Below are 25,164 nucleotides of genomic sequence, written 5' to 3'. Positions count from 1 at the left end.
CCCCGCCCTGCCGACCCCGCCGACGTCAGTCGCAAAGACGCCCCCCGCCCCGACACCCCCCGCCCCCAAGTCCGTAGCAGCACCGCCGGCTCCGGTTGCCAGCGGTAGTTGGCGGGTCCAGCTCGGCGCGTTCCGCGACGCCGGCAACGCCCGGCGGCTATGGGGCGATGTCGCGGCTAGGTTCGCCGGTCGCCAGCCATTTTACGACGATGCCGGCGGCGTCACGCGGTTGCAAATCGGCCCCTTCGCCAGCAGCGCGGAGGCGAGCCGCGCCTGCGCCGCGATCCGCCCGACGACATGCGTACCGGTCAGACGCTGACGTTCAGTCCGCCGCCCAGTCGGCGGACGCGATCCCCTGTATATACAGCAGCGTGGTCAGGTCGTTATGATCGATCCGCACGCCAGCCGCAGCGGCGACGATCGGCTTGGCGTGGTAGGCGACACCGATCCCGGCGCGGCGGATCATCGGCAGGTCGTTGGCACCGTCGCCGACCGCCAGCGTCGCCGCCGAATCGATCCCCAGTTCGTCGATCGCTTCGAGCAGCGTCACCTCCTTGGTGGTTGCATCGACGATCGGCTTGCGGACCTTGCCGGTCAGCTTTCCGTCCTCGATCAACAGCCGGTTGGCGATCATGCGGTCAAAACCCAGTTCCTGCCCGACCGGCTCGGCGAAGCGGGTAAAGCCGCCCGAAACGAGGATCGTCGTCGCCCCGCGCGCGCGCATCGTCCGGATCAGCGTCTTGGCACCCGGCATCAGCTTGACCCGTTCGTCGAGGCAGCGCTGGATCGCGCTTTCCTCCAGCCCTTCCAGCAGCGCCACGCGCGCATCGAGCGCCGATGCGAAGTCGAGTTCGCCGCGCATCGCCCGTTCGGTCACTTCGGCGATCTGCGGCTTGATCCCGGCATAGTCGGCCAGTTCGTCGATGCACTCGACGGTGATCATCGTCGAATCCATGTCGGCGACGAGCAGCTTCTTCTCGCGGTTCGCGGCGGGCTGGATGGCGATGTCGGTCCCGGCGAATCCGCCTTCGATCGCGGCCCGCGCGGCGGTGGGATCGTTCGCGAAGCGAATATCGGCGGCGCGGCCCTCGTCGATCCACGTCCAGCCCTCGACCAGACAACCGGCCGCATCCAGCCGGTCGGCCGCAGCGGAAATATCGTCCGCGGCGATCGATTCGGCTGCTATCAGCGTGGCGATGAACATGGCGAATTCTCCTGACCGTCCGAGGGTCGCGCTCATCGCAGGCCCGACCGCCAGCGGCAAGTCCGCGCTGGCGATCGAAATCGCGCGCGCCCATGACGGCGTGGTCATCAACGCCGACAGCGCACAGGTCTATCGCGACCTGCGCATCCTGTCGGCGCGCCCGTCCCCGCAAGAAGAGGTACGCGCGCCGCACCGGCTGTTCGGCCATGTCGACGGCGCGGACAGCTACTCGGCGCCGGCATGGGCAAAGGACGCGACGCGCGAGATCGACGCCGCCCATGCCGCCGGCAAGCTGCCGGTGCTGGTCGGCGGCACCGGTCTGTATCTGCGTACCCTGATCGACGGCATCGCGCCGATACCCGAGATCGATCCGGCCATTCGTGAAACCGTCCGCGCCCTGCCGGTCGCCGACGCGGCCGAAGCACTGCGCGCCGCCGACCCGCAGGCCGCCGCCCGGCTCAACCCGGCCGACACCACCCGCATCGCTCGCGCCCTCGAAGTCGTGCGATCGACCGGGCGGACGCTCGCCAATTGGCAGCGCGACCGCACCGGCGGCATCGGCGATCGCATCACCCTGTCGACGATGATCCTCCTGCCCGAACGCGATTGGCTGACCGAACGCTGCGACCGCCGCCTGTCGGCGATGTTCGACGGCGGCGCGGTCGAGGAAGTCGCCGCATTGCTGGCCCGCGACGATATCGCGCCACAGGCGTCGGTCCGGCGCGCGATCGGGGTGATCGAGATCGAACGCTGGCAAAACGGCGAATGGACCCGCGACGAAGCCTTGCGCGAAGCCCGTTTCGCAACGCGGCAATATGCGAAACGACAATATACCTGGTTCCGTAACCAGCCGCCCGAAGATTGGCTTCGCACCAGCGAAACCGAAACATGCGCGTTATCCGATCAATTCGACACTTTATTACGCCAATGATGGTTGACACGTACATTTATGGCGACTAGCGACACCGCTCCAACGGTGCTATTCGCGCCTGCGAAATTGTTTGAGGAGTTGACGACCCATGACCGAGAAGAGTGGAGCCGCCATTTTGGTCGAGGCCCTCGTCGACCTCGGCGTGGAAGTCGTATTCGGCTATCCGGGTGGCGCTGTCCTGCCCATCTACGACGCGCTGTTCGAACATAGCCGGATCAAGCACATCCTCGTCCGCCACGAACAGGCCGCAACCCACGCCGCGGAGGGGTATGCGCGCTCGACCGGCAAGCCCGGCGTCGTGCTTGTCACCTCGGGGCCGGGTGCGACCAATGCCGTCACCGGCATCACCGACGCGCTGCTCGATTCGATCCCGATGGTCGTCATCACCGGTCAGGTTCCGACCGGCCTGATCGGCACCGACGCGTTCCAGGAGGCCGATACCGTCGGCATCACGCGGCACTGCTGCAAGCATAATTATCTGGTGAAGGACCCGGCCAAGCTCGGCCATGTCATTCACGAGGCGTTCCATATCGCCACCGCCGGCCGCCCCGGTCCGGTCGTTGTCGATATTCCCAAGGACGTGCAGGTCGCGACCGCGCGTTATACCAAGCCCGGCCCGATCCAGCACAAGACCTATCGCCCGAAGGTGAAGGCCGACCGCGCGCAGATCGAACAGGTCGTCGACATGCTGGCGGCGGCCGAGCGGCCGGTGCTCTATACCGGCGGCGGCATCATCAATTCGGGTCCGGGTGCGTCGCAGCTGTTGCGCGAACTTGCGCGGATTTCGGGCGCGCCGGTCACCTCGACGCTGATGGGTCTTGGCGCCCTGCCCGCTTCCAGCCCGCAATGGCTGGGGATGCTCGGCATGCACGGCACCTATGAAGCGAACATGGCGATGAACGAGGCCGATCTGGTCGTCGCCATCGGCGCGCGTTTCGACGACCGGGTCACCGGACGGCTCGATGCCTTCTCTCCGCGCAGCCGCAAGGTCCACATCGATATCGATCGCTCCAGCGTGAACAAGATCGTCCGCGCCGACCTTGGCATCATCGCCGATGCCGGCCACGCGATGGAGGACATGGTTCGCGTGTGGAAGGCGCGCCAGCACCCCAAGCCCGACCTGTCGGCATGGTGGTCGAAGATCGACGGCTGGCGGGCCAAGCGCTGCCTTGATTTCCCCGAGGGCGGCAGCGAGATCATGCCGCAGCGGGCGATCCGCGCGCTGTACGAGGCGACCAAGCATCGCGCGCCGATCGTGTCGACCGAGGTCGGTCAGCATCAGATGTGGGCCGCGCAGCATTTCGGCTTCGAAGCGCCCAACAAGTGGCTGACCAGCGGCGGTCTCGGCACGATGGGCTATGGCCTGCCCGCCGCGATCGGCGCGCAGCTCGGCAATCCCGGCGCGCTGTGCATCGACATCGCCGGTGAAGCGTCGATCCAGATGAATATCCAGGAACTGGCGACGGCGACGCAATATCGCCTGCCGGTCAAGGTCTTCATCCTCAACAACGAATATATGGGCATGGTTCGCCAGTGGCAGGAACTGACCTATAGCTCGCGCTATTCGAACAGCTATTCGGACTCGCTGCCCGACTTCGTAAAGCTGGGCGAGGCCTATGGCTGGAAGGGCATTCGCATCGAGGACCCGGCTGATCTGGAGGCGGGTATTCAGGCGATGCTCGACCATGACGGCCCGGTGATCGTCGACTGTCTGGTCGCGAAGCTCGCCAATTGCTTCCCGATGATCCCCAGCGGCGCGGCGCATACCGACATGATCCTGCAGGCCAACGAAGTCTCGGGCGAAATGGACGACGAGGCGAAGGCGCTGGTGTAAACTTAAGATCCTCCCCGCTCCGCGGGGAGGGGGACTGCTCGCAGAGCGGTGGAGGGGGACTTCCCCAAGCGGAACGCTGCGTGGAGAACCCCCTCCACCAAGCTGCGCTTGGTCCCCCTCCCCGTTCCGGGGAGGAACAGGGGACGAACATGCACATCAAGACCGAACAGACCGAACGGCACACGCTGGCCGTCCTCGTCGACAACGAACCCGGCATCCTCGCCCGCATCGCGGGGCTGTTTTCGGGGCGTGGCTATAATATCGAAAGCCTGACCGTGTCGGAAATCACCGCCGACAAGGGCGTAAGCCGCATCACCATCGTCACCAGCGCGTCGCCGCCGGTGATGGAACAGATCATCGCGCAGCTCGACCGGCTGGTGCCCGTGCACAAGGTCGTCGACCTGACCGTGCAAGGCGCGCATGTCGAACGCGAACTGGCGTTGGTAAAGGTCGTCGGGACCGGCGAGCATCGCATCGAAGCGCTGCGCCTCGCCGAAGTATACCGCGCGCGCGTGGTCGACGCGACCGTGTCGAGTTTCGTGTTCGAGGTGACGGGATCGATCGAAAAGATCGACAAGTTCACCGAATTGATGGCCGAAGTCGGTCTGGTCGAGGTTGCTCGCACCGGCATCGCCGCCATCGCCCGCGGACGAGAGGCCGCCTGAACCCATCCATCGCGCCCGAAGCCGGGACTGCGCCATTTTCGAAAGGGAACCCCAATGCGTGTCTATTACGATCGCGATGCCGATCTGAACCTCATCAGCGACAAGAAGATCGCAATCCTCGGCTATGGTTCGCAGGGCCATGCCCATGCGCAGAACCTGCGCGATTCGGGCGTGAAAAACGTCGCGATCGCCCTGCGCCCCGGCTCGGCCAGCGCCGCCAAGGCCGAAGGCGCCGGCTTCAAGGTGATGCCGAACGCCGAAGCCGCCGCATGGGCCGACATCCTCATGATCCTCGCCCCCGACGAGCATCAGGCCGCAATCTATGCCGACGACATCCATGCGAACCTGCGTCCCGGCGCGGCGCTCGCCTTCGCCCATGGCCTGAACGTCCATTTCGGGCTGATCGAGCCGCGCGCCGATGTCGACGTCATCATGATCGCACCCAAAGGCCCGGGCCACACCGTGCGCAGTGAATATGTGAAGGGCGGCGGCGTACCCTGCCTCGTCGCGATCCATCAGGACGCGTCGGGCAATGCCCACGACATCGCGCTTGCCTATGCCAGCGGCGTCGGCGGCGGCCGGTCGGGCATCATCGAAACCAACTTCCGCGAGGAATGCGAAACCGACCTGTTCGGTGAGCAGGCCGTGCTGTGCGGCGGCGTCACCCACCTGATCCAGGCCGGGTTCGAAACGCTGGTCGAGGCCGGTTACGCGCCGGAAATGGCGTATTTCGAATGCCTTCACGAAACCAAGCTGATCGTCGACCTGCTGTATGAAGGCGGCATCGCCAACATGCGCTATTCGATCTCGAACACCGCCGAATATGGCGACATCGTTACCGGCCCGCGCATCATCACCGACGAAACGAAGAAGGAAATGAAGCGCGTACTCGCCGACATTCAGTCGGGCCGCTTCGTGAAGAACTTCGTCCTCGACAACCGCGCCGGTCAGCCCGAGCTGAAGGCGGCGCGCAAGCAGGCGGCGGCGCATCCGATCGAGAAAACCGGGGCCGAACTGCGCGCGATGATGCCTTGGATTGGTGCCAACAAGCTGGTGGATCAGTCGAAGAATTAGTCGCAGCGCGCCCTGACCGTAGCGCAGCTACGGTCGGCACGCGCCAGACCGGCCGGCGCGACAAAGCCCGCCCTTCAGGGCGCGGCTTTGCCGCGACCGACGGGCGGGCGGGCAGCGCCCATACCGTCATTCCCGCGAAGGCGGGAATCCATACACGCTGACTCTGCGCTACAAGCAAGGATGTCGCGTCTATGGGTTCCCGCCTTCGCGGGAATGACGACGTTTGCCACCAACGCACCGAACCCCCAAACCACGGCACCCAAACCGAAACCAAGTGTTTCGCATCCGGTATTTGACCCGAAGCCCGGCACCTCCGACAAGGACGGCATCCTGACTTCGCCTCAACCGGAGAGCCAAACCATGCGCACGCCCCTGATCCTCGCCGCCACCCTGTTCGCGGTCGCCGCACCGACCGTCGCACAGATGCCCGGCGCGCCCGACAAATCGCGCGTCACTGCCGGCAACTACACCGTCGACACCGCCCATACCCAGGTCGCGTGGCAGGTGAACCATATGGGCTTCACCATGCTCGACGGCCTGTTCGGCGCGACCGGTGGAGCGGCGGCGATCGATCCGAAGAACGTGGCCGCCAGCAAGGTCAGCATCGATTTCAACATCGCCGATTCGCTGACTGTCACCAGCCCGCAATTCGCGACCCACCTGAAGTCGAAGGATTTCTTCGACGTCGAAAACCACCCGACCGCGAAGTTCGTGTCGACCCGCATCCAGCCGATGGGCGACCACTGGATGATGGCCGGCAACCTGACGATCAAGGGGCAGACCAAGCCGGTGCAGTTGACCGTCCGCTTCATGGGTGCGGGTGAGAACCCGATGAACAAGAAAAAGAATGTCGGCTTCACCGCGACCGGCTCGATCAAGCGCAGCGATTTCGGCCTTGGCATGGCGGCACCGGTGGTGTCGGACAAGGTCGACCTGACGATCAACGCCGCCTTCGTCGCGGCCTGACCGGTCGCTGCGCGCGGTTCAGGCCGCGCGCAGCCCCGCAAATCCTTCGAAGGTACCGCGCACACTCGGCGCGGCCCCTTCGACCAGCTTCGCCACCTGTGCGACCACGGCGCCGCTGCCGTCATCCGCCGCCATCGCCCAGTCGCCGAACTCGCGCGTCTCCACCGTGCGTCGTGACAGCACCACCAGCGCAAAGTGCCGCGGATCTTTGGCGATGCGGGCGTAGGCCGCTTCGACCTTCCCGGCATCGCCCTCCAGCGCCTGCAGAAACCGCCGCCCCTTGGCATGGAGCAACCCGGTGATCCCGTCGCGCCGGTTATTCCGCCGCGACCTGGCGAGAATGTCGTCGAGGTCGATTACCTCGCCGCTGCGCGCCGTACTCACATAAATTAATTGCAGCATGGCATTCCGATGCGTTTCCGTTCAACATGCTGGTATTGAAACGAAAAATCTTACCAACCAGTATCGCTGCCATCGGCGCTGGACTTTCGCTCCGCTTTTGCCCACAGAAAGGTCATGGTCCGCGCGTTCGCCAGCCTGCTACGACTTAGCCGCCCTTAGGGCAGGATCGCACGCGCGTGCGCCTTCCCTGAGGGAGTATCGAACCTTTCCGGCAGATACCGGCGTCCGAACAACGCCCCAGACAGGCTGTAGACGACATGTTGCGCGACCCTTCGACCAAATACCGCCCCTTCCCCACCGTCGACCTGCCCGACCGGCAATGGCCGTCGCGCACGATCACCCGGCCCCCACGCTGGCTGTCGACCGACCTGCGCGACGGTAATCAGGCGCTGATCGATCCGATGGGCGCGGAGAAGAAGAACCGGTTCTTCGACCTGTTGTTGAAGGTCGGATTGAAGGAGATCGAGGTCGGCTTCCCGTCGGCCGGGGCAACCGAATTCGATTTCATTTCCGACCTCGTAAAGCAGGATCGCATTCCCGACGACGTCTGGGTGCAGGTGCTGACCCAGTCGCGCCGCGACCTGATCGAACGCAGCTTCGAAAGCCTAGACGGCGCGAAACAGGCGATCGTCCATCTCTACAATGCGGTCAGCTCGGCGTGGCGGCGGATCGTCTTCGGTATGGAGCGCCCCGAGGTAAAGGCGATCGCTGTTGCCGGGGCCAAGGTGCTGCGCGACGAAGCCGCCAAGCGGCCGAACACCGACTGGCGCTTCGAATACAGCCCCGAAACCTTCTCCACCGCCGAACTGGATTTCTCGGTCGAGGTTTGCGCGGCGGTGATGGAGGTGTTGCAGCCGACGCCCGATAAACCGCTGATCCTGAACCTGCCTGCGACGGTCGAGGCGGCGACGCCCAACGTCTATGCCGACCAGATCGAATGGTTCTGCCGCAACGTCCCGAACCGCGACAGCGTCGTCATCTCGCTGCACACCCATAACGACCGCGGCACCGGTGTCGCCGCCGCCGAACTGGGGCTGATGGCGGGCGCTGACCGGGTCGAGGGTTGCCTGCTCGGCAATGGCGAGCGGACTGGCAACTGCGACCTGGTGACCGTCGCGTTGAACCTCTACACGCAGGGCATCGATCCGGCGCTCGACCTGTCGGACATCGACGAGGTCGTGAATACGGTCAATTACTGCACGAACCTGCCCGTCCATCCGCGCACGCCCTATGCCGGCGATCTGGTGTTCACCGCCTTTTCGGGCAGCCATCAGGACGCGATCAAGAAGGGCATGGCGGCACAGGCAGTGCGGAACGACGGGTTGTGGGAAGTCCCCTATCTGCCGATCGACCCCGCCGATCTCGGCCGCAGCTACGAAGCGGTCATCCGCGTCAATTCGCAGTCGGGCAAGGGCGGCGTGGCGTGGGTGCTGGAACAGGATAAGGGGCTAAAACTCCCCAAGCGGTTGCAGGCCGATTTCAGCCGCCATGTGCAGGCGATGGCCGATACGCTCGGCCGCGAACTCAACGCCGCCGACATCTGGACCGCGTTCCACAATGCCTATCTGCCGCAGGGCAAGGATCGCTACGCACTGATCGATTATGCCGAAACCCACGCACCGGGCGGCGGCCCGCCGCGCACGTTCGTCGGTCGCGTCCGGCTGGACGGTGAGGAACGGTCGATTTCCGGCAAGGGGAACGGCCTGCTCTCTGGTCTTCTCGCCGCCTTGCGCGAAGAAGGCGGGATCGACATGGACGTGATTGATTATAGCGAACATGCGATCGGCCATGGCGCCGATGCGCAGGCCGCCGCCTATCTCGAATGCAGCCTGCCCGACGGCCGGCGGGTTTTCGGGGTCGGCATCGACGGCGACGTCGCGACCGCTACGGTCCGGGCGGCGCTGAGCGCAGCGAACGCAGCGGCACGGAACTGACGATAGGCCAATCCCCGCCCGGTGCGGGGATCGGCATCCGATCAAAAACCGATCCGTGCCCGCGCCAGCACTCGGTCGCCACTATGCTGTCGGTCGCCGATCGCGCGGATCGGTCGATCGTCATTCAGGTCGGTGCCGACATATTCGAGCGCCACGGTGAGCGGTCCGGTGACATGTTCCACGCCGAGCCGCCAATCGACATAGGCACTGCCGGGCCGCAACCGGTCGGCACGCGCAGCATTATCGACCGTCCCGGACGAACGCCCGGCCCCGCCGACGATGGTGAACGGCGTTGCCGGTATGCCGACGACCGCCAGTCCCGACAGATACAGGTTGCTGCCACCGATCGCATCCTGCGGCGGGGCGTAGAGCGCGCCTACGGTCAATTCCGCCGGACCCAGGGCGTAACGCGCGTCGCCACCGAACTCGCCATAGTTCATCGCACTGCGCGCGCCGGCAAAGACGTGACCGATCGCCCGCGCGCGAAGCTGGAACGGTCCAGCCTCGGTTACAAAAGCCGCGCCCAGATCGGCAACCGCGTCCGCGCCATCGTGGCGGACCGATTCGCGCAATGCCGCAACCCGTGCATCCAGTTCAATCGCACGGAGAGTGACGGCAACGTCGCCCGACACCGACGCGCGCCCTTCGCTCCAGCTAAGCCCGCGACGCCGTTCGTCGATCGTTGCTTCCAACCCGAGCGATGGCGCGGACTGCGCATGCGCCGCCGCTACGGGTAGCAGCGACGCCGCGCTCAACATGATCCGGCCGATCATCCGGCCTGGGTCGTTCCATGCATGCGATCGATCTCGGCATGCAGCACGCCGTGATCGTCCTGCGCCAGCCGGACCAGCCGCTCACGCAACTCGGGCTGCCGCGCCGCGACTTCCTGCGCGATCGAACTGCGCTGCGCGCTGCACCAGCCGGGGCGGCTACCCTCGACGACGCCGTCATGCGCGAACGAACGGGCCATGGTCGACCCCGACGCATGGCGCGCCTGCCGATCAACGACCAGTCCCGCACTCCACATGCAGCGCAGCGTCGACGGGCGGCCACCGACCCCGACCGTGCCGACCTGCTTGTGGGTAATGCGAACATCGGCGTTGTATTGCGACTCCACTGCGCCGCTGCGGTGGTCGATGCGGACACTATGTTCCATGCCGCTATCCGGCGCGGCCACCATTGCGCCCAGCAACAGCCCGACCATTCCGAACGTCATTCCGGTTCTCCTTGTCCTTCTGCGGATGGTCCCGGCCCATATTGGCCGGTGACCGGGTTCGAACTTTCGTCCGATACGTACATAACCCATGGCGTTGAGGTGGCGTTCCGATATTCGCGCCGGCAACGCTTTGTTACGAAAACGAAAAACGCCGCCCGGCGTCGGCCGGACGGCGTTCGGTTCGTAACGGCGGCACCGCACAGGTGCCGGGCGCGTTACTTCATGTGCGCGCTGAGCAGCTTGTTCATTTCGAACATGGAGCACGACTTCTTGCCGAACAGCTTTTCAAGCGTTTCGTCGGCAAGGATTTCGCGCTTGTCCTTCGGGTTCTGAAGGTCGTGCTTCTTGATATATTCCCACATCTTGCTGACGACTTCGCTGCGGGGCAGCGGGTCGGATCCGGTGATCTTCGCCAGATCGGCCGACGGCGTCACCGGCTTCGCGATTCCGCCCCGGGCGCCGCCGGTCGTCGTGGTTTCCTTGGCCATAATATTTCTCCTATCCCCCTGCAGGGCCGCACCCATGGGCACGGCAGGCCGACGGTTATGCAAGGTTACGTGGCGGTTGTCGCGGGGGAAAAGCGACAAACCGCACCAACGATTCCACGAATCTCCCCCGCAAACCAGCGTATACCGACTACCGCGAGCTTAGAAACCGAACCGGGCGCGCACGCCGTAGAAGCGTGGCATCGCCGGGTACACGCCATAGGTGCCGGTCTGTTCCGGAATCGCGAAGCCGGAAATATTGTAATATTGGTTGGTGATGTTCTCAACGAAGAACTCCAACTGCTTGCGGCGATCGTCGGTCGCGATGCCGATCTTGCCGTTGAGCAGCGGATAACCGTCATTGCCGACCGTCGTCGCGCCGGTTCCATCGCGGACGATCGACACGTCGCTGTTGTAGCGCATGTCGACATGGAACAGCGCGTTCAGCGTGCTGGTCAGACGCGGCTGCCACGTCGCCGCCACCGTCACCACGTTGCGCGGCTGGTTCAGGAACTGACGCCCCTGCTGGTTCTGCAGCGGAGTGCCGCTAAAGTCGTTGTCGGCGTCATACGACGCATCGAGCAGCGTGTAGCCCAGACGGAAGGTCAGTTCGCGGATCGGCTGGATCAGCGATTCCAGCTCAACGCCCTTGGCCGTTGATTCGGGCACGTTCTGCACTACGAAGCTGTTGCCGGCGAAGATCAGCGACTGGAGGCCCTTGAATTTCTGATAGAAGAAAGCGGCGTTGAACGAGAATTGCCGGGTGACGCTGGTCTTGAACCCCAATTCGTAGCTGTCGACTGTTTCCGCTCCGAATTCCAGATCGGTTGCCTGCGCACCGTCGCCACCCAATACCCGGGTGTCGAAGCTTGCCTGGTCGAGATTATACCCGCCCGACTTGAAGCCGCGGTCATAGCTGGCATAGCCGAGGATATCGGGCGTGAATTTATATGCCAGCTTGGCGGTGCCGGTCAGGCGGCTTTCCGACCGGTCGTGATCGTAGTTGCCGTTGAACTCGCTCGACACCGCCGGATTGCAGCTCAGCAGGAACAGGTTCTGGAACAGCGCCGGGCTCGCCGTGCGGATCGCGTTGCGATAGAGTACCGCACGCGGATCGTTGCCGAGGAAGAAGCCGCACGCCGCCGGGTTGCTGTTGACCGTCGCCGCCAGTTCCTTGCGCTCGTAATTGTAACGGAGGCCGAGGGTCAGCGACAGCTTGTCGCTGATATTGACGATATTGTGGGTGAACAGCGCGAAGGCGTTGGTATCGACCTGGAAATCGTCGTTGTTGTTGCCCTGCCCCGCGACGTTCGGGGTCAGTGGCGTGTTGAAATAGGTGAACAAGGCCGGGTTCGCAGCACCTGCCGCCTGCAACTGCGTGCTCTGCGCGTAGAGAAGCTGCGAGAACAGCGGCACCGTCCCGGCCGGCAACGCCGCGCCGCCGCGCAGCGCGGTGACGAGCTGCGTAAAGGTTGGCACGTTGAAGCTGCCATAGAATTGGGCCGCCCGCCCGATCCCGCCAGCCGACGGCGGCTGCCCCAGCACACCGGCCAGGAGCGTATCGACATAGCGGTTGGCGTCATTGCCCAGCCGCACCGTATCGCGCAGTTGCAGTTTTTCGTTCAGGTAGAAGCCACCGACGAGGAAATCGAGTTTTCCGTCGAACAACTGCCCCTGCAACCGCAATTCCTGCGTGATGTTGCGGAGCGATGAGCGATAGCTGTCGCGATAGGCGCGATCGATGCCCGAATAATCGATGTCCTGATTCCGCAACACCCGGAAATCGCGATAGGCACTGATCGAGGTAAGCTTCATCTCGCCGACATCGGCGTTGATCTCGCCCGACACGCCCCAGTCGCGCACCGCCTCGCCATAGTCGCGGTTGGGCGACGCGGCCATGCGCCGGTCGGACGGCGGACCGGTATAGATGCCGGTGCGGCCCTGTTGCGCGGCGATCGCCTGGATCGCCGGTGCGGTCGCACCGCGCGTGCTGCTGACCACGCCGCAGCATTGTTCGTCGGTCTTGTAATAGTCGCCGATCAACCGGAAGCTGAACGCCGACGTGTCGTACAGCGCCTGCCCGCGCACATACCAGCGATTGATATCGTTGAACGCGCGGTCGGAATTGACGTCGTCGATATAGCCGTCGCGCTTGCGATACCCACCATCGACACGCAGCGCGAGCTGTTCGGACACCGGCCCGGTCAGCGCGCCCTTCAGCTCATAGGCGTTGTAGTTGCCGTATTCGCCCTCGACATAGCCGCCCAAATCGAATTTCGGCATCGCCGTCGTCACCGACAGCGCGCCGGCCGACGTATTGCGCCCGAACAATGTCCCCTGCGGCCCGCGCAGCACCTCGACGCGCTCCACTTCCGGCAATTCGGCGATGGCGATACCGGCACGCGAGCGGAACACGCCGTCGATGAACACGCCGACCGCCGGTTCGAACCCCGGATTGTCACCCGCCGTGCCGACGCCGCGAATCGACAGCGAGGTCGATACCGCCGACGACTGGCCGGTCGTGGTCTGTAGCGACGGGGCAAGCTGCTCCAGGCCGCGAATGTCGCGGATGCCGGCATCGTCGAGCAGTTGCGCATTCACCGCGGTCACCGCGATCGGCACGTCCTGGATCGGTTCGGCGCGGCGGTTGGCGGTGACGATGATCTCGTTCCCCCAATCATCGTCGGTGGTCGTCGTCCCTTCCGACTGGACGGCAGCGGGTTCGGTCGCCGGCGTAACCGTCTGTGCGATCGTCGGAGTGGCTCCGGCGACCATCGAGAGAGCGGTTGCGGCCAGCAGTTGGAACTTCGTCATGACTTCCCCTCTTGCGCGCTGCCGATATCGTCCGGCTAATGCAGTTGGCATTTGGTGACGGAGCATCTATCCCGCGTCAACGGGCAACCCGCATCTTCGCCACGTATTTATCGGCGAACGGGTATGGAAGCCACAGTGACGCCGATGCAGGGCAGCCTTGCGGCAGTAGCGAACAAGTTCGAAGATCGGGAATGGACCACGACGATGTGTGACGCGAATGACGATGCCGGGACCGGCGACCTGGTGGCATCGGCACCCAAAATTCCCGTGCCCGATGACGTCGTGGACGCGATCCGCACCCTGATCCGCTGGACCGGCGAGGACCCTAGCCGCGAAGGGCTGATCGAAACGCCGCTCCGCGTCGCGCGCGCGTGGAAGGAATATACGCAGGGCTATGCCGACGATCCCGCCCGTCATCTCGAACGCGTGTTCGAGGAAGTCGGCGGTTATGACGAGATCGTCCTGCTGCGCGACATTCCGTTCCAGTCGCATTGCGAACATCACATGGCCCCGATCATCGGCAAGGCGCACATCGCCTATCTGCCCAAGGACCATGTCGTCGGCATTTCGAAACTGGCGCGCGTGCTGCACGGCTATGCCCGCCGGTTGCAGGTGCAGGAACGGCTGACCGCCGAGGTCGCCGACTGCATCTGGAACGGGCTGAAACCGCGCGGCGTCGCGGTCGTGATCGAGGCGACCCATGGCTGCATGACCTCACGCGGGGTGCGCACGCCCGGCGTGACCATGACGACCAGCCGGATGATGGGCGTGTTCCGCGACGACGAACGCAGTCGCAAGGAAGTGCTGGCGCTGATGGGGCGCGGCTGACGGAACGCCAGCGACCAGTCGACGTTTTCGGACGATGATCCGCCCGCTCGCCCTGCTGGTCCCGTTCGCCCTTGCCGCCTGTTCAGCCGAGCCTCCTGCCGACGCCAACGCGACGCAGGCGGCCATGCCGGTCGGGTCGCTCGGCGGGGTCGATCCGGCAGCCAATGGCGCGGTCGTGTCGACGCGTGGCGTGCCGAAATCGGCGCCGTTGCACGCGGCATCGGACCTGCAGCCGATGGTGTACGACGATTTCAAGGACAAGGATCTGCTGGGTTCGGGCTGCGCCTTCCACGCCGGTGCCGGCGCGCCGACGCTGCTGATGGTCCTCGATGAAGGCGACGGGTTGGTCAAATACGACAGGCGCCTTCGCCGGATCACCGCCGCGACGCCGGGACGCGACGCGATACAGGGCGGCGCGATCCTTGCCGGCGACGGGATATCCTTCACCGTCGTCCGCCAGCCGGGCGATCCGGCGCAGGCGAGCGATTCGACGTGGGCGTGGCCGGCGACGTTGACCATGCGCACCGCTGACGGTGGCGAACGCATCTATCGCGACGGTCGCTGGGAATGCGGCAGCTGATCGCCGCCGTTGCGTCGCGCGCGACGGCATTCTACAGCGCGTCGATGGCCTCGTAGCTCAGCTGGACAGAGCGCCGCTTTCCTAAAGCGGGCGTCGGGGGTTCGAGTCCCTCCGAGGCCACCATCGCCCCTGAACGCCGATCATCGCTAATTCGCCCGCTCGGGCGGAACCACCGGCAACAACAGCGGCGCGACCGGCACGCCTTCGTCGACCAGCGCCTTCGCCTCGGCGCGTGTCGCCTGCCCGTGGATCGTCGCCGGTTCGGCGTCACCGACATGCATCGCCCGCGCGCGATCGGCAAAGGCGCTGCCGACCCATTCGCTGTTCGCCAACGCCGCCTGCTGTGCCTGCGCCATCGCCTGCAATGCCGCCTTCATCGCTTCGGGCGCGGGACCGGCCGGGCGATCGCCCTTCGGCGCGATGTTCGGTGCCATCACCGCCTTCTCGATCGTCGCATCGCTACAGATCGGACACTCGATCAGCCCTCGTCCGCGCTGCTCGGCATAGGCATCGCTGGAGGCGAACCACGCCTCGAACACATGCGCATTGCCACAACGCAGGTCGAATACGATCACGCGACGGTCCCGACCGGCGGAATTTCACGACGATGCTCCCGCACCGGGATGCGCGCCCGGACGGCATCGACCTGACCCGCATCGATCTCGGCAAAACCCAGCCCCGCCGCCTCACCCATATCGAGCAGCACCTTGCCCCACGGATCGACGACCAGCGAATGGCCATAGGTCGTACGGCCGTCCGCGTGCTGCCCGGCCTGTGCCGCTGCGACGACGAACGCCCCTGCCTCGATCGCGCGCGCCCTCAGCAGCACATGCCAATGCGCCTCGCCGGTCGGCACGGTGAAGGCGGCGGGCACCGCCAGCATCGTCGCACCGGCATCGCTGAGCGCACGGAACAGGTCGGAAAAGCGCAAATCGTAACAGATCGCCAGCCCCACGCGACCGACCGGCGTCGCCACCACGCTCGCCGTATCACCCGGCGCATAGCTCGCCGATTCACGCCAGCTTTCGCCGCTCGGCAACGTCACATCGAACAGATGCACCTTGTCATAGCGTGCCCGGATCATCCCGGTCGCATCGATCACATAGCCGCGATTGGCGAGCCGCCCATCGGCGCGCCGCCCATCGGCGCGCCGCACCGCCAACGAGCCGAGATGTACCCAGATGCCGGCCCGCGCCGCCGCTTCGCACACCGATCGCAGCACCGGGTCGGCGTCTTCGGTCGTTATGGAGGCGGCGGCGCGTTCGCGGTCACGATCGATCAACCCGGACATTTCGGGAGTGAACAGCATCGCCGCGCCACCGGCGGCCGCGCGTTCGATCGCATCGATCAGCACCGCCGCATTGCCGTGCGGATCGATGCCTGCGGTCATCTGCAACAGCGCGATGCGGGTCACGCCAGCAGCGCATCCAACTTGCCCTGCCGCTCCAGCGCCGCCAGATCGTCCGACCCGCCGACATGGGTGTCGCCGATAAAAATCTGCGGCACCGTCGTCCGGCCGTTGGATTGCGCCAGCATCTCCTGCCGCTTCGCCCCGCCGAGCGTGATGTCGATCTCGTCATAGGCGGCTCCCTTCTCGTCGAGCAGCCGCTTGGCGCGCGTGCAATAGGGGCAGAACGCCTTCGTATAGATGATGATGCTAGCCATGGGGGATGAGGTGTGTCGGCCGGCCCGGCTTGTCAATCGTCCGCACCTACGACGCGGGCCCAGCACAGCACGATCACCCGCGTGGCACCTGCCGCCCGCAGCACCCGGGTACAGGCGGCAACGGTCGCGCCGCTGGTATGGACGTCGTCGACCAGCACGACCGATCGGCCAGCGATCCGCGCCGGATCGGTCACGACGAACGCCCCGCGCACCGCCCGCGCCCGCTTCCGTCCGTCCATCCCCTTCAGCGGCGGCGTCGCACGGGTCCGGCGCAACGCGTCGCGCGCCATCGGCACGTTCGACGCCCGCGCCAGTTCGGCACCGATCAGCAACGCCTGGTTATAGCCGCGCGTCCATAGCCGCCGACGGTGCAGCGGCACCGGCACGATCAGCGTCGCATCGCCGGGCATGTGCCGCTGCATCAGCCGCGCCATCGTCTGCGCCAGTGCCAGCCGCCCGCCATATTTCAGCTTCAGCGCCACATCGCGCGCGACCGGACCATAAGCGACGGCGGCGCGCACCCCGTCATGGACGGGCGGTCGCGACAGACAGGTGCCACACCGCGTGCCGGGTCCGCGATCGATATCGAACGGCGCGCCACAGCCGGCACAGGCCGGATCACCCAGAAACCGCAAGCCCGACCAGCAGCTTGCGCAAAAACGATGGTCCGCCTCCACCACCGTCCCGCATCCAGGGCACCGTGGCGGCAGTGCCAGCGCGACCAGCGGGGCAAGCAGGGCGATGGGGGCGCGGGCGAGCAGCATCGCCCCCTTGTCGCCATGCGCGTCACCCGGCACAAGCGGCCGCGTGACCACCCCCGACATCTTCGATCGCCAGCGCCGCCGCCTGCACCGCGACCGCGCCCAGCCTCGTTTCGCACGCGCCGATTTCCTGAACCGCTATATGCTAGAGGGGATCGAGGACCGGTTGCAGGCGGTGACCCGGCAATTCACCGACGTGCTCGACCTCGGCTGCCACGACTCGGCCCTCACGCCCCCGCCGGGCGCACGCGTCGCCCGCTTCGATCCGGGCTTCGCCTTTGCCCGTGCGGCCGGCGGCGTGCAGGGGGATGAGGACCGCCTGCCCTTCGCCGATGGCGCGTTCGATCTGGTGGTGTCGGTCGGCGTGCTCGACAGCGTCAACGACCTGCCCGGTGCGCTGACGCTGATCCGGCGGACGTTGCGCCCCGATGGCCTGTTCCTTGCCGCCTTTACGGGCGGGCGGACGCTCGCGACGCTGCGCCAGTCGCTGCTCGCCGGCGAAGCCGATCGGCCGGCGGCGCGCGTCCATCCGCAGATCGACCTGCGCTCAGCCGGCGACCTGCTGGTCCGCGCCGGCTTCGCGCTGCCGGTCGCCGATTCGGAAACGCTGACCGTGCGCTATGCCGGGATCGGCCGATTGGTCGAGGATTTGCGCGGCATGGGTGCGAACGGGCTGCTCGAACCTGCACCGCTGGGTCGCGCCACCCTGATCGCGGCGGCCGACGCCTTTGCCGATCGCGCTGATGCCGATGGCCGGACGTCGGAACAGTTCGAAGTCATCTACCTGACCGGCTGGGCCCCCGCCCCCAGCCAGCCGCAACCCGCCCGCCGCGGCAGCGCCACCGCCTCGCTCGCCGACACGCTGCGGCCCAGAGCCTGATCGACATTCGGCGACGATCGCTAATTTCCGTCATCCCTGCGAAGGCGGGAGTCCATAACCGCCGACGTTCGGCTGGATTTGCGACGATCGCGCATATGAACTCCCGCCTCCGCGGGCGTGACGATAGCAGATAGAGCGCCGTCTCGCGTCCGGGGAGCTGAATATCGATTGGGCCCTAGATAAGCGCTTCGAGCAGCCCGATCAGCGGCCGGTCGGCGGGCGGCATCGCCAGCGCGTGCAACTGCACCGGCCGCAGCCATTGCAGCGCGGTCGCGTGGCGCGCGACCGGAATTCCCTGCCACTTGCGCAGCGCATAGAGCAGCAGCAACAGATGCCGCTCGCCCAACGCCTCGCTGGCAAAGGCGGCTGGGGCGAGGCAGCTGTGATCGACCACGATCCCCAGTTCCTCGTCCAGTTCGCGGACCAGCGCCGCCTCGGGCGTCTCGCCCGGCTCGATCTTGCCGCCGGGAAATTCCCATAGGCCCGCCATCGCGGTCCCCGGCGGACGTTGCTGCACCAGCACGCGGCCATCGCCGTCGATCATCGCGGCGGCGGTCACCATCAGAAACTTGGATGCGGGAAGCGGCAATTTCTTAACCTCGCCTGCCATAGGGATCGGGTCGATCATAGCGGAGTAGATGGTCCATGCGTTGCACCCTGCGTCCGTTGCGCGGTCTCTGGCGGGATCGACGCGCGGCTACCGCCATCGAATATGGCCTGATCCTCGCCATGGTCGCCATCGCGATCGTCGCCGCGGTTGCCGGGATGGGCGACGTCAATGGCGGCATCTGGCGCGGTGTCGCGACCAACGTCATCCAGCACAGCCGCGTTGGTTAGACATCGAAATTTCTCCGGTAACCGTTCTGCTTAAAACTTTATCAACCGACTTCTCCCTACACTCCGCGTGCTGACCGGGCATCGTCCGAACGGCCGGGAAATTGAAGCACGCAGAACCACGGAGACCGATATGCAGAAGATCCGCACCTTCCTGAAGAACAGCAAGGGCGCCACCGCGATCGAATACGGCCTGATCGCCGCACTGATCGCCGTTGCCGCCATCACCGCCATGCAGGGTCTGGGCAACCAGCTCAGCAAGACCTTCAGCAACGTTTCGGGCCAGATGGCCGCGACGAAGGCTGGCGGCTGATCCTTGCGATCACCGAATGCAAGGGGGCGGCGGGACTTCGGTTCCGCCGCCCTTTTGATGTCGGTTACAGGCGACCCATCCTCAGGAACTTCTGCCGCCGCGCCTGTCGCAGCGATGCGGCCTCCATGCCCGACAATTCGCCGAGCGCCGTGTCGATCGCATCGCCCAGTGCGGTGATCGCCGCCCCCTTGTCGCGGTGCGCGGCGCCCAGCGGTTCGGCGACGATCCGGTCGATGACGCCCAACGACTTCAGTTCCTGCGCGGTCACCCGCATCGCCTCGGCCGCTTCCGGTGCCTTGTCGGCGGTGCGCCACAGGATCGACGCGCATCCTTCGGGCGAGATCACCGAATAGACCGCGTGCTCCATCATCAGCACGATATTGCCCGCCGCCAGCGCGATCGCACCGCCCGATCCGCCCTCGCCCAGGATCGCCGACACCATCGGCACGCCGAGGTTCAGTGCCGCCTCGGTCGAGCGCGCGATCGCTTCGGCCTGTCCGCGCTCCTCGGCCTGAATGCCGGGGAACGCACCCGACGTATCGACCAGCGTGACGACCGGCAGGCCGAACCGGTCGGCCAGCTGCATCAGCCGGATCGCCTTGCGATAGCCCTCGGGCTTGCCCATGCCGAAATTGTGGCGGAGCCGGCTGGCGGTATCGTCGCCCTTTTCATGGCCGATCACCACCACCTTGCGCCCACGGAACCGCCCGATCCCGCCGAGGATCGCCGAATCGTCTGCAAAGGCGCGATCCCCGCCCAGCGGCATGAAATCCTCGACCAGCGCCGCGACATAATGCTTGAAATGCGGCCGCTCGGGATGGCGCGCGACCTGCGTCTTCTGCCACGGGGTCAGCTTGGTATAGGTTTCGCGCAGCAACCGGTCGGACTTGGTCTGCAACCGCCCGATCTCGGTCGCGATATCCAATTCGCCATCGGCGGCGGTGTCGCGCAGTTCGTCGATCCGCGCCTGCAATTCGGCGATGGGTTTTTCGAAATCAAGGAAGCTAGCCATGGGTCCGCGCCCTATGGCCGTGTCCGCCCGGCGTCAATCAGCGGGTGCCGTTCGTTGACCAGCCGCACCAGCCGCGACGCATCGACATGGGTATAGATTTCGGTCGTGGCGATATCGGCATGGCCCAGCATGGCCTGCAACGCGCGCAGGTCCGCGCCCCCCTCCAGCAGATGCGTGGCAAAGGCGTGGCGCAGCACGTGCGGGCTGATCCGGTCCGGCGCGATCCCCGCTTCGCCGGCCAGTGCGCGCACGATCTGATACAGCCGCATCCGACTGAGATGGCTTTTGCCCGACGGGAACAGCCACGCGCTGGTCGCCGGTACATGCGCGCGCCACCGGACGACGGCGGCACGGGCGCGATCGGACAACGGCACCATCCGCTCGCGCCCGCCCTTGCCCTTCAGGATCAGATACGGCCGGTCCGACACGATTGCCCCGCGCGGCAACGACACCAGCTCGGTCGCGCGCAGCCCCGATCCATAGAGCAGCTCGAACAGGGCCGACAGCCGCAGGTCGTTGCGGTCGGGCGGCACCCGCTGGATCCGAGCCTCGATCGCCGCGAACATCGCCCCGATATCGCCACTCGACAGCGTCTTGGGCAGCGGTCGCGACGTCCCCGGCCGGGGCAGCGCCGCCCCCGGATCGTCGGCGCGCAGTCCTTCCTCGGCAAGAAACGCGAAGAACCGCCGCAGCGCCGCCGCCTTGCGCGCCACCGTCGACTTGGCGAGGTCGCCCCAGCCGTCAGCCAACCGCCCGATCGCCGCCGCATCCGCTTCGGCCAGCCGCCCGCCCAGCGCCCCGGACGCCAGCGACAAATCGGTACGATAGGCGGCGACGGTGTTGCGCGCCGCCCCCGCCTCCGCCGCCATCATTTCGAGGAAGCGGTCGATCAGCGCCCGATCGCCGCCGGTGCCGCTCACGTCCGCGCGATCGCCTCGGCGGCGATCATCCGCGCCTCACCCTCGCGCCCTGCTGCGCGGAGTGCCGCGACGATGTGGAACAACGCCACCGGCGACACGCCGCGCCAGTCGCGCGTCTGCATTCCGCAAGCCGCCAGCAGCAGCACCGTGCCGGCCTCCCCCCGTACACCCGACCGGTCGATCGCATCGGTCCACGCATTGCGCGCGCCGATCGCGACGTTCAGGTCGCGCGCCAGCCCCTGCACCTGATCCTGCGGCAGCCTCCCGAGGCCCGCCAGCCCGGCGAACAGCAACTGCCCCTTGCGCCCATTCTGCCCGGCATAGTCCGACACCGCCCCGACCGGCACCGACCGCCCCATCGGATCGGCCAGCGCCAGCATCGCCCAGCCATCGCTGCCGACCGGCACCACCGAACGCCAGCGCAGCGCCGGCAGGTCGAGCCCGGCGGTCAGCATCGACGCGATCAGTTGGTCGGCATCGCCGACATGATCGGCGACCGGCGCGATCATCGCCGCCGCCCGCGCCGTCAGCACCCGCCGCGCATGACCGAGCGGTGTGGTCGCCGCCGGTTCCCAGAACTGGCGCAGCATGGTCAACCGCTGGTCGTCATTGCCGGTAAAGGCGGTGCGCAAATCACTCGCCAGCGCACCTTGCGCGCTGCTGGCGTCATCATCGGTGAGCAACTGGGCATAGAGGTCGACCAGCGCCTCGCTCGACAACACACCCTGTGCGGCGGCGAACTCGCCGTCGCTCAGCCGGACATTGGGCGCGTACTGCGGCGCGGTGGCGTGCCAGTAGCGGACCTGCGGCCCGACCCCGTCGAACAGTTCCGCCGGCACCGGCGTCGCGCTGGCGGCGGCCATGCCATATCGCCACGCGGTCAGCCGGTCGACGCCGTCCCATTCGATCGTCGCCGCCCGCCTGCCCTGCGCGCCCTTGCCCACCAGCTTTTCGGCAAGCGCCACATCGATCGCACCGCCGCCCGGCGCCTGTCGCCGGGCCTGATCGACGATCCGCCCGGCCTCGCGGGGCTGCCCCTTCAGCCCAAGGCAGATCGCATTGGCCAGCCGCCAGCCGCGTTCGTTCGACACGCGCATCGCCGGTGCAACAAGCGGACACAGCCCGCCCGGATCACCGGTCGCCAGCATCGCCTGCATCGCGATCTGGTAGAGTTTGGGGGTATAGTTATCGAGATCGACCGACTGGACCAGGGCGCGCGCCGCCGGCCCCTCGCCCATCCGTACCAGCAGCCACGCCCGCTCGGCGGCGAAGTCCGCGCCGCCGACGCCGCCCGGCGTGTCGAGATCGGCGACCAGCGCACGGCGCAGTGCGATCGAAACCCAGCGCGAGGCGACCGGCGCGTCGAGCGAACGCATGATCCGTTCCAGCCACGGCCCGTCCACCGTGCCGAACGCGTCGCGCCCGAAATCGCTCGCCTGGCCCGCAATGCCGATATTGTTCAGCGACCGGCGCGCGAAATCGGGCAGTTCATATTGCCGCAGCGCTTCGGCATCGATCGGCACCGTCGATGCGGACGGCGTCGGCGTCGGCGTTGGCACGACGCCCGGCACCCCGGGAAGCGGCTGGACGATTGCGGCGGGCGGCGCGAAGTTCGGCCCGCCCGGCACCGCCGACCCGGTGGGTCGCGGCGTCGGTGTCGGCGCCGGCGCATCCCCGAACCCCGGCGGCAGCAGCGATTCGGGAACGTCCTGCCCGATCGCCGGCACCGCGATCGCGATCAGCGCCGCGGCGGCAACGCCGATCCGCAACCGGTCAGTTGGCGAGATTTTCAAGCGAGACCGCCTTTTCGATCTGGGTCGGCTGCTGCTCGGTCGATCGTCCCGCCAGCAGGAACATGCCCGCGATCAGCGCGACCACGACGACGAGAAGGATGACAAGCGAACGCGACATGGATCAGATCGTCCCGGTAATTGGGTTCGGACAGAAGAAGGCGAAGCGCCTTTTGCCCGATCGGTTGGGCGGCTGTATAGCCCATCGTTCGATGCTGCAAATTCAAGAATCCATCCCCCAACCGCCGCCGCCCTGGACCGGGCGCCCGATCGTGCTGATCGGGTTGATGGGCGTCGGCAAATCCACCGTCGGCCGGCGTCTGGCCCAGCGCATGAAACTCGATTTCGTCGATGCCGATCATGAGATCGAACATGCCGCCGGCATGACCATCACCGAAATCTTCGAACGCTTCGGCGAAGCGCATTTCCGCGACGGCGAACGCCGCGTCATCGCCCGCCTGATCGACGGCACGCCCAAGATCATCGCGACCGGCGGCGGCGCCTTCATGCAGGAGGAGACGCGGTCGCTGATCCTCGACCAGTCGCTGGCGATCTGGCTCGATGCATCGCCCGAGGTGCTGGCCGAACGCGTCCGTCGCCGCGACACGCGTCCGCTGCTGCGGGGCAAGAACCCGTACAAGGTGCTGACCGAACTCGCCCGGGTCCGAAATCCCGTCTACGCCCTTGCGCCGATCCATATCGTCAGCCAGCACGCGCCGCACGACGCCACCGTCACCGCGATCCTGAAAGCCATTGGCCAATGACCGTCATTCCCGTCGCCCTTGGCGACCGCAGCTACGACATCGTGATCGAGGACGGCGTGCTTGCCCGTGCCGGCGACCACCTCGGCCCCATCGCGCGCGGACGGCGGATGGTGATCGTCGCCGACGCCAATGTACCGATGCACCTCGCGACGCTGCGCGAATCACTGTCGGCAGCGGGCGTGTCGAGCGAGGCAATCGAGATTCCGGCCGGCGAAGGATCGAAAAGCTGGGCGACGCTCGAACGCCTGCTCGATTCGCTGCTCGCGCTGGGAGTCGAACGCGGCGACCATATCATCGCCTTGGGCGGCGGCGTGATCGGCGATCTGGTCGGCTTTGCCGCCGCCATCCTGAAGCGCGGCTGCGGCTTCGTACAGGTGCCGACGACTTTGCTTGCTCAGGTCGATTCGTCGGTCGGCGGCAAGACCGGGATCAACACCCGTGCCGGCAAGAATCTGGTCGGCGCCTTCCACCAGCCGGCGCTCGTCCTGATCGACCCGACCACCCTCGATACGCTGCCGCCCCGCGAGGTTCGGGCAGGCTATGCCGAGGTCGTCAAATACGGCCTGATCGACGATGCCGACTTCTTCGCATGGTGCGAAACCAACGGGGCGGCGTTGCTGTCCGGTGATCCCGCCGCGCGTGCCCACGCCATTGCCCGCTCGGTCTCGGCCAAGGCCCGCATCGTCGGCGCCGACGAACGCGAGACCACGGGCACGCGGGCGCTGCTCAATCTCGGCCATACCTTCGGCCATGCGCTGGAGGCGGAGGCCGGATTCGACGGATCGCTGCTGCATGGCGAGGGTGTCGCCGCCGGCATGGCCCTGGCGTTTGCCTACTCCGCCGAGCAGGGACTGTGCGCTCGCGAAGATGCCGACCGCGTCGCTGCGCATCTGCGCACCGCCGGCCTGCCCGACGGGCTGGCCGCCGCCGGCATATCCGCTTCGGGCGAAGCGCTGGTCGCGCATATGCTGCATGATAAAAAGCGCGAGGGCGGCACGCTCCCCTTCCTGCTCGCGCGCGGTATCGGCGCGACCTATCTCGACCGCTCGGTCGATCTCGAACAGGTCGCGGCCTTCCTGAACCGCTGCCCCCGCTGATGCCGCAAGGCATCGCCAAGCGCGATCTGCCGAGCAAGATCTGCCCGGTCTGCGAACGCCCGTTCGTGTGGCGCAAGAAATGGGAGCGCGACTGGGACAACGTCGTCTATTGTTCGGACCGCTGCCGGCGCACGGGGCGCACGTTAACGGATCCGAAGTAGCGCCATGCTAAACCGCCGGTCTCCAGTGCATCTT

Annotated in this window: 30 protein-coding genes and 1 tRNA gene; 16 read left to right on the top strand and 15 right to left on the bottom strand. The window is 66.4% G+C overall.

From position 1 onward, the window contains the following. On the top strand, nucleotides 1–319 hold a 319-nt coding region (locus tag ASE59_RS18925), incomplete at its 5' end, for an SPOR domain-containing protein (RefSeq protein ID WP_162235257.1). Nucleotides 320–322: 3 nt separating this feature from the next. Here the strand turns inward: ASE59_RS18925 and serB are convergent. After that, entirely contained in the window at nucleotides 323–1,204 is an 882-nt protein-coding gene (gene serB / locus ASE59_RS01850; protein ID WP_056451410.1) for a phosphoserine phosphatase SerB, read from the bottom strand. Here serB and miaA point away from each other — a divergent pair. The 5 genes from miaA to ASE59_RS01825 all read left to right on the top strand — a co-directional run bounded on the left by miaA (nucleotide 1,203) and on the right by ASE59_RS01825 (nucleotide 6,674). Next, nucleotides 1,203–2,135 carry a tRNA (adenosine(37)-N6)-dimethylallyltransferase MiaA gene (gene miaA, locus ASE59_RS01845; protein ID WP_156359821.1) on the top strand — a complete coding sequence of 311 codons (933 nt, stop codon included), beginning with the start codon at nucleotides 1,203–1,205 and terminating at the stop codon, nucleotides 2,133–2,135. The two genes, serB and miaA, sit on opposite strands and share 2 nt — an antisense overlap. An 88-nt stretch (nucleotides 2,136–2,223) precedes the next feature. Further along, on the top strand, nucleotides 2,224–3,969 hold the full coding sequence (locus ASE59_RS01840; protein ID WP_056451406.1) for an acetolactate synthase 3 large subunit: 1,746 nt from the start codon (nucleotides 2,224–2,226) through the stop codon (nucleotides 3,967–3,969). A 149-nt stretch (nucleotides 3,970–4,118) separates the two neighbouring features. After that, nucleotides 4,119–4,634, top strand: a complete 516-nt coding sequence (gene ilvN, locus ASE59_RS01835) for an acetolactate synthase small subunit (protein ID WP_056451404.1) — start codon at nucleotides 4,119–4,121, stop codon at nucleotides 4,632–4,634. A gap of 54 nt (nucleotides 4,635–4,688) precedes the next feature. After that, entirely contained in the window at nucleotides 4,689–5,708 is a 1,020-nt protein-coding gene (gene ilvC / locus ASE59_RS01830; RefSeq protein WP_056451402.1) for a ketol-acid reductoisomerase, read from the top strand. 360 nt (nucleotides 5,709–6,068) lie between these two features. After that, complete coding sequence (locus ASE59_RS01825; protein WP_056451400.1) at nucleotides 6,069–6,674, top strand: YceI family protein; 606 nt, start codon at nucleotides 6,069–6,071, stop codon at nucleotides 6,672–6,674. Between the two features lie 18 nt (nucleotides 6,675–6,692). Here ASE59_RS01825 and ASE59_RS01820 read toward each other — a convergent pair whose 3' ends face one another. Then, complete coding sequence (locus ASE59_RS01820; protein ID WP_056451397.1) at nucleotides 6,693–7,076, bottom strand: BLUF domain-containing protein; 384 nt, start codon at nucleotides 7,074–7,076, stop codon at nucleotides 6,693–6,695. Between the two features lie 257 nt (nucleotides 7,077–7,333). Between ASE59_RS01820 and leuA the strand changes: the two genes are divergently transcribed. Then, nucleotides 7,334–9,010: a 2-isopropylmalate synthase gene (leuA, locus tag ASE59_RS01815; RefSeq protein WP_056451395.1), complete on the top strand. Its 1,677-nt coding sequence runs from the start codon at nucleotides 7,334–7,336 to the stop codon at nucleotides 9,008–9,010. 41 nt (nucleotides 9,011–9,051) lie between these two features. On the opposite strand, the gene ASE59_RS01810 is transcribed toward leuA, so the two are convergent. The 4 genes from ASE59_RS01810 to ASE59_RS01795 all read right to left on the bottom strand — a co-directional run bounded on the left by ASE59_RS01810 (nucleotide 9,052) and on the right by ASE59_RS01795 (nucleotide 13,525). Next, entirely contained in the window at nucleotides 9,052–9,783 is a 732-nt protein-coding gene (locus tag ASE59_RS01810) for a TorF family putative porin (protein WP_056451393.1), read from the bottom strand. After that, complete coding sequence (locus tag ASE59_RS01805) at nucleotides 9,780–10,226, bottom strand: hypothetical protein (protein ID WP_056451391.1); 447 nt, start codon at nucleotides 10,224–10,226, stop codon at nucleotides 9,780–9,782. The genes ASE59_RS01810 and ASE59_RS01805 overlap by 4 nt, the downstream gene beginning before the upstream one ends. 215 nt (nucleotides 10,227–10,441) lie before the next feature. Continuing rightward, on the bottom strand, nucleotides 10,442–10,714 hold the full coding sequence (locus tag ASE59_RS01800) for an SWIB/MDM2 domain-containing protein (protein ID WP_055761337.1): 273 nt from the start codon (nucleotides 10,712–10,714) through the stop codon (nucleotides 10,442–10,444). Nucleotides 10,715–10,873: 159 nt separating this feature from the next. Continuing rightward, nucleotides 10,874–13,525: a TonB-dependent receptor gene (locus ASE59_RS01795; RefSeq protein ID WP_056451390.1), complete on the bottom strand. Its 2,652-nt coding sequence runs from the start codon at nucleotides 13,523–13,525 to the stop codon at nucleotides 10,874–10,876. 204 nt (nucleotides 13,526–13,729) lie between these two features. On the opposite strand from ASE59_RS01795, the gene folE reads away from it, so the two are divergent. The 3 genes from folE (at nucleotide 13,730) to ASE59_RS01780 (ending at nucleotide 15,056) form a co-directional block, all read left to right on the top strand. Next, nucleotides 13,730–14,353, top strand: a complete 624-nt coding sequence (folE, locus tag ASE59_RS01790; protein WP_056452687.1) for a GTP cyclohydrolase I FolE — start codon at nucleotides 13,730–13,732, stop codon at nucleotides 14,351–14,353. Nucleotides 14,354–14,387: 34 nt separating this feature from the next. Further along, on the top strand, nucleotides 14,388–14,933 hold the full coding sequence (locus tag ASE59_RS01785) for a hypothetical protein (RefSeq protein ID WP_056451388.1): 546 nt from the start codon (nucleotides 14,388–14,390) through the stop codon (nucleotides 14,931–14,933). A gap of 46 nt (nucleotides 14,934–14,979) precedes the next feature. Then, a tRNA-Arg gene (locus ASE59_RS01780) sits at nucleotides 14,980–15,056 on the top strand. Between the two features lie 23 nt (nucleotides 15,057–15,079). Here the strand turns inward: ASE59_RS01780 and ASE59_RS01775 are convergent. Genes ASE59_RS01775 through ASE59_RS01760 form a run of 4 tightly spaced genes read right to left on the bottom strand, consistent with a single transcriptional unit; the run spans nucleotide 15,080 to nucleotide 17,362 of the window. Beyond that, nucleotides 15,080–15,508 carry a DUF1178 family protein gene (locus ASE59_RS01775; RefSeq protein ID WP_056451386.1) on the bottom strand — a complete coding sequence of 143 codons (429 nt, stop codon included), beginning with the start codon at nucleotides 15,506–15,508 and terminating at the stop codon, nucleotides 15,080–15,082. Beyond that, nucleotides 15,505–16,347: a carbon-nitrogen hydrolase family protein gene (locus ASE59_RS01770; protein ID WP_082458014.1), complete on the bottom strand. Its 843-nt coding sequence runs from the start codon at nucleotides 16,345–16,347 to the stop codon at nucleotides 15,505–15,507. The genes ASE59_RS01775 and ASE59_RS01770 overlap by 4 nt, the downstream gene beginning before the upstream one ends. Continuing rightward, a complete protein-coding gene (gene grxC, locus ASE59_RS01765; protein WP_056451384.1) occupies nucleotides 16,344–16,598 on the bottom strand; it encodes a glutaredoxin 3 in 255 nt (84 codons plus the stop codon). The genes ASE59_RS01770 and grxC overlap by 4 nt, the downstream gene beginning before the upstream one ends. 32 nt (nucleotides 16,599–16,630) lie before the next feature. Beyond that, nucleotides 16,631–17,362, bottom strand: a complete 732-nt coding sequence (locus tag ASE59_RS01760; RefSeq protein WP_056451382.1) for a ComF family protein — start codon at nucleotides 17,360–17,362, stop codon at nucleotides 16,631–16,633. A gap of 43 nt (nucleotides 17,363–17,405) precedes the next feature. On the opposite strand from ASE59_RS01760, the gene ASE59_RS01755 reads away from it, so the two are divergent. After that, on the top strand, nucleotides 17,406–18,239 hold the full coding sequence (locus ASE59_RS01755; protein ID WP_200913140.1) for a class I SAM-dependent methyltransferase: 834 nt from the start codon (nucleotides 17,406–17,408) through the stop codon (nucleotides 18,237–18,239). 175 nt (nucleotides 18,240–18,414) lie between these two features. On the opposite strand, the gene ASE59_RS01750 is transcribed toward ASE59_RS01755, so the two are convergent. Beyond that, nucleotides 18,415–18,849: a (deoxy)nucleoside triphosphate pyrophosphohydrolase gene (locus ASE59_RS01750; protein WP_056452677.1), complete on the bottom strand. Its 435-nt coding sequence runs from the start codon at nucleotides 18,847–18,849 to the stop codon at nucleotides 18,415–18,417. A 35-nt stretch (nucleotides 18,850–18,884) separates the two neighbouring features. Here ASE59_RS01750 and ASE59_RS01745 point away from each other — a divergent pair, with 35 nt between their 5' ends. Both ASE59_RS01745 and ASE59_RS01740 read left to right on the top strand, forming a co-directional pair. After that, nucleotides 18,885–19,076, top strand: coding sequence for a Flp family type IVb pilin (locus ASE59_RS01745; protein ID WP_056451379.1), 192 nt, complete (start codon nucleotides 18,885–18,887; stop codon nucleotides 19,074–19,076). A gap of 130 nt (nucleotides 19,077–19,206) precedes the next feature. Then, nucleotides 19,207–19,386 (top strand): Flp family type IVb pilin, encoded by a 180-nt coding sequence (locus ASE59_RS01740; RefSeq protein WP_056451377.1) that lies wholly within the window; start codon nucleotides 19,207–19,209, stop codon nucleotides 19,384–19,386. A gap of 64 nt (nucleotides 19,387–19,450) precedes the next feature. Here ASE59_RS01740 and ASE59_RS01735 read toward each other — a convergent pair whose 3' ends face one another. From ASE59_RS01735 to ASE59_RS20170, 4 genes are read right to left on the bottom strand one after another with little or no spacing between them, the layout of a single operon-like run. Next, nucleotides 19,451–20,398 carry an acetyl-CoA carboxylase carboxyltransferase subunit alpha gene (locus ASE59_RS01735; protein ID WP_056451375.1) on the bottom strand — a complete coding sequence of 316 codons (948 nt, stop codon included), beginning with the start codon at nucleotides 20,396–20,398 and terminating at the stop codon, nucleotides 19,451–19,453. A gap of 11 nt (nucleotides 20,399–20,409) precedes the next feature. Then, nucleotides 20,410–21,318, bottom strand: coding sequence for a tyrosine-type recombinase/integrase (locus ASE59_RS01730; RefSeq protein WP_268795249.1), 909 nt, complete (start codon nucleotides 21,316–21,318; stop codon nucleotides 20,410–20,412). Beyond that, on the bottom strand, nucleotides 21,315–23,111 hold the full coding sequence (locus ASE59_RS01725; protein ID WP_056451373.1) for a hypothetical protein: 1,797 nt from the start codon (nucleotides 23,109–23,111) through the stop codon (nucleotides 21,315–21,317). Before ASE59_RS01725 ends, ASE59_RS01730 begins: the two co-directional genes overlap by 4 nt. After that, on the bottom strand, nucleotides 23,092–23,229 hold the full coding sequence (locus tag ASE59_RS20170; RefSeq protein ID WP_200909539.1) for a hypothetical protein: 138 nt from the start codon (nucleotides 23,227–23,229) through the stop codon (nucleotides 23,092–23,094). Before ASE59_RS20170 ends, ASE59_RS01725 begins: the two co-directional genes overlap by 20 nt. 91 nt (nucleotides 23,230–23,320) lie before the next feature. On the opposite strand from ASE59_RS20170, the gene ASE59_RS01720 reads away from it, so the two are divergent. The 3 genes from ASE59_RS01720 to ASE59_RS18920 are packed head-to-tail and all read left to right on the top strand — an operon-like array spanning nucleotide 23,321 to nucleotide 25,130. Next, nucleotides 23,321–23,872 carry a shikimate kinase gene (locus ASE59_RS01720; protein ID WP_056452671.1) on the top strand — a complete coding sequence of 184 codons (552 nt, stop codon included), beginning with the start codon at nucleotides 23,321–23,323 and terminating at the stop codon, nucleotides 23,870–23,872. Then, complete coding sequence (gene aroB, locus ASE59_RS01715; RefSeq protein WP_056451371.1) at nucleotides 23,869–24,969, top strand: 3-dehydroquinate synthase; 1,101 nt, start codon at nucleotides 23,869–23,871, stop codon at nucleotides 24,967–24,969. The genes ASE59_RS01720 and aroB overlap by 4 nt, the downstream gene beginning before the upstream one ends. Then, on the top strand, nucleotides 24,969–25,130 hold the full coding sequence (locus ASE59_RS18920; RefSeq protein ID WP_082458013.1) for a DUF2256 domain-containing protein: 162 nt from the start codon (nucleotides 24,969–24,971) through the stop codon (nucleotides 25,128–25,130). The genes aroB and ASE59_RS18920 overlap by 1 nt, the downstream gene beginning before the upstream one ends. Nucleotides 25,131–25,164: the final 34 nt, after the last annotated feature.

The organism is Sphingomonas sp. Leaf10 (genome assembly GCF_001421245.1).
In the GTDB taxonomy this organism is placed as follows: Bacteria; Pseudomonadota; Alphaproteobacteria; order Sphingomonadales; family Sphingomonadaceae; genus Sphingomonas.
Note: the sequence above shows the minus strand (reverse complement) of the source record. Positions and strands in the feature narration are given on the sequence as shown.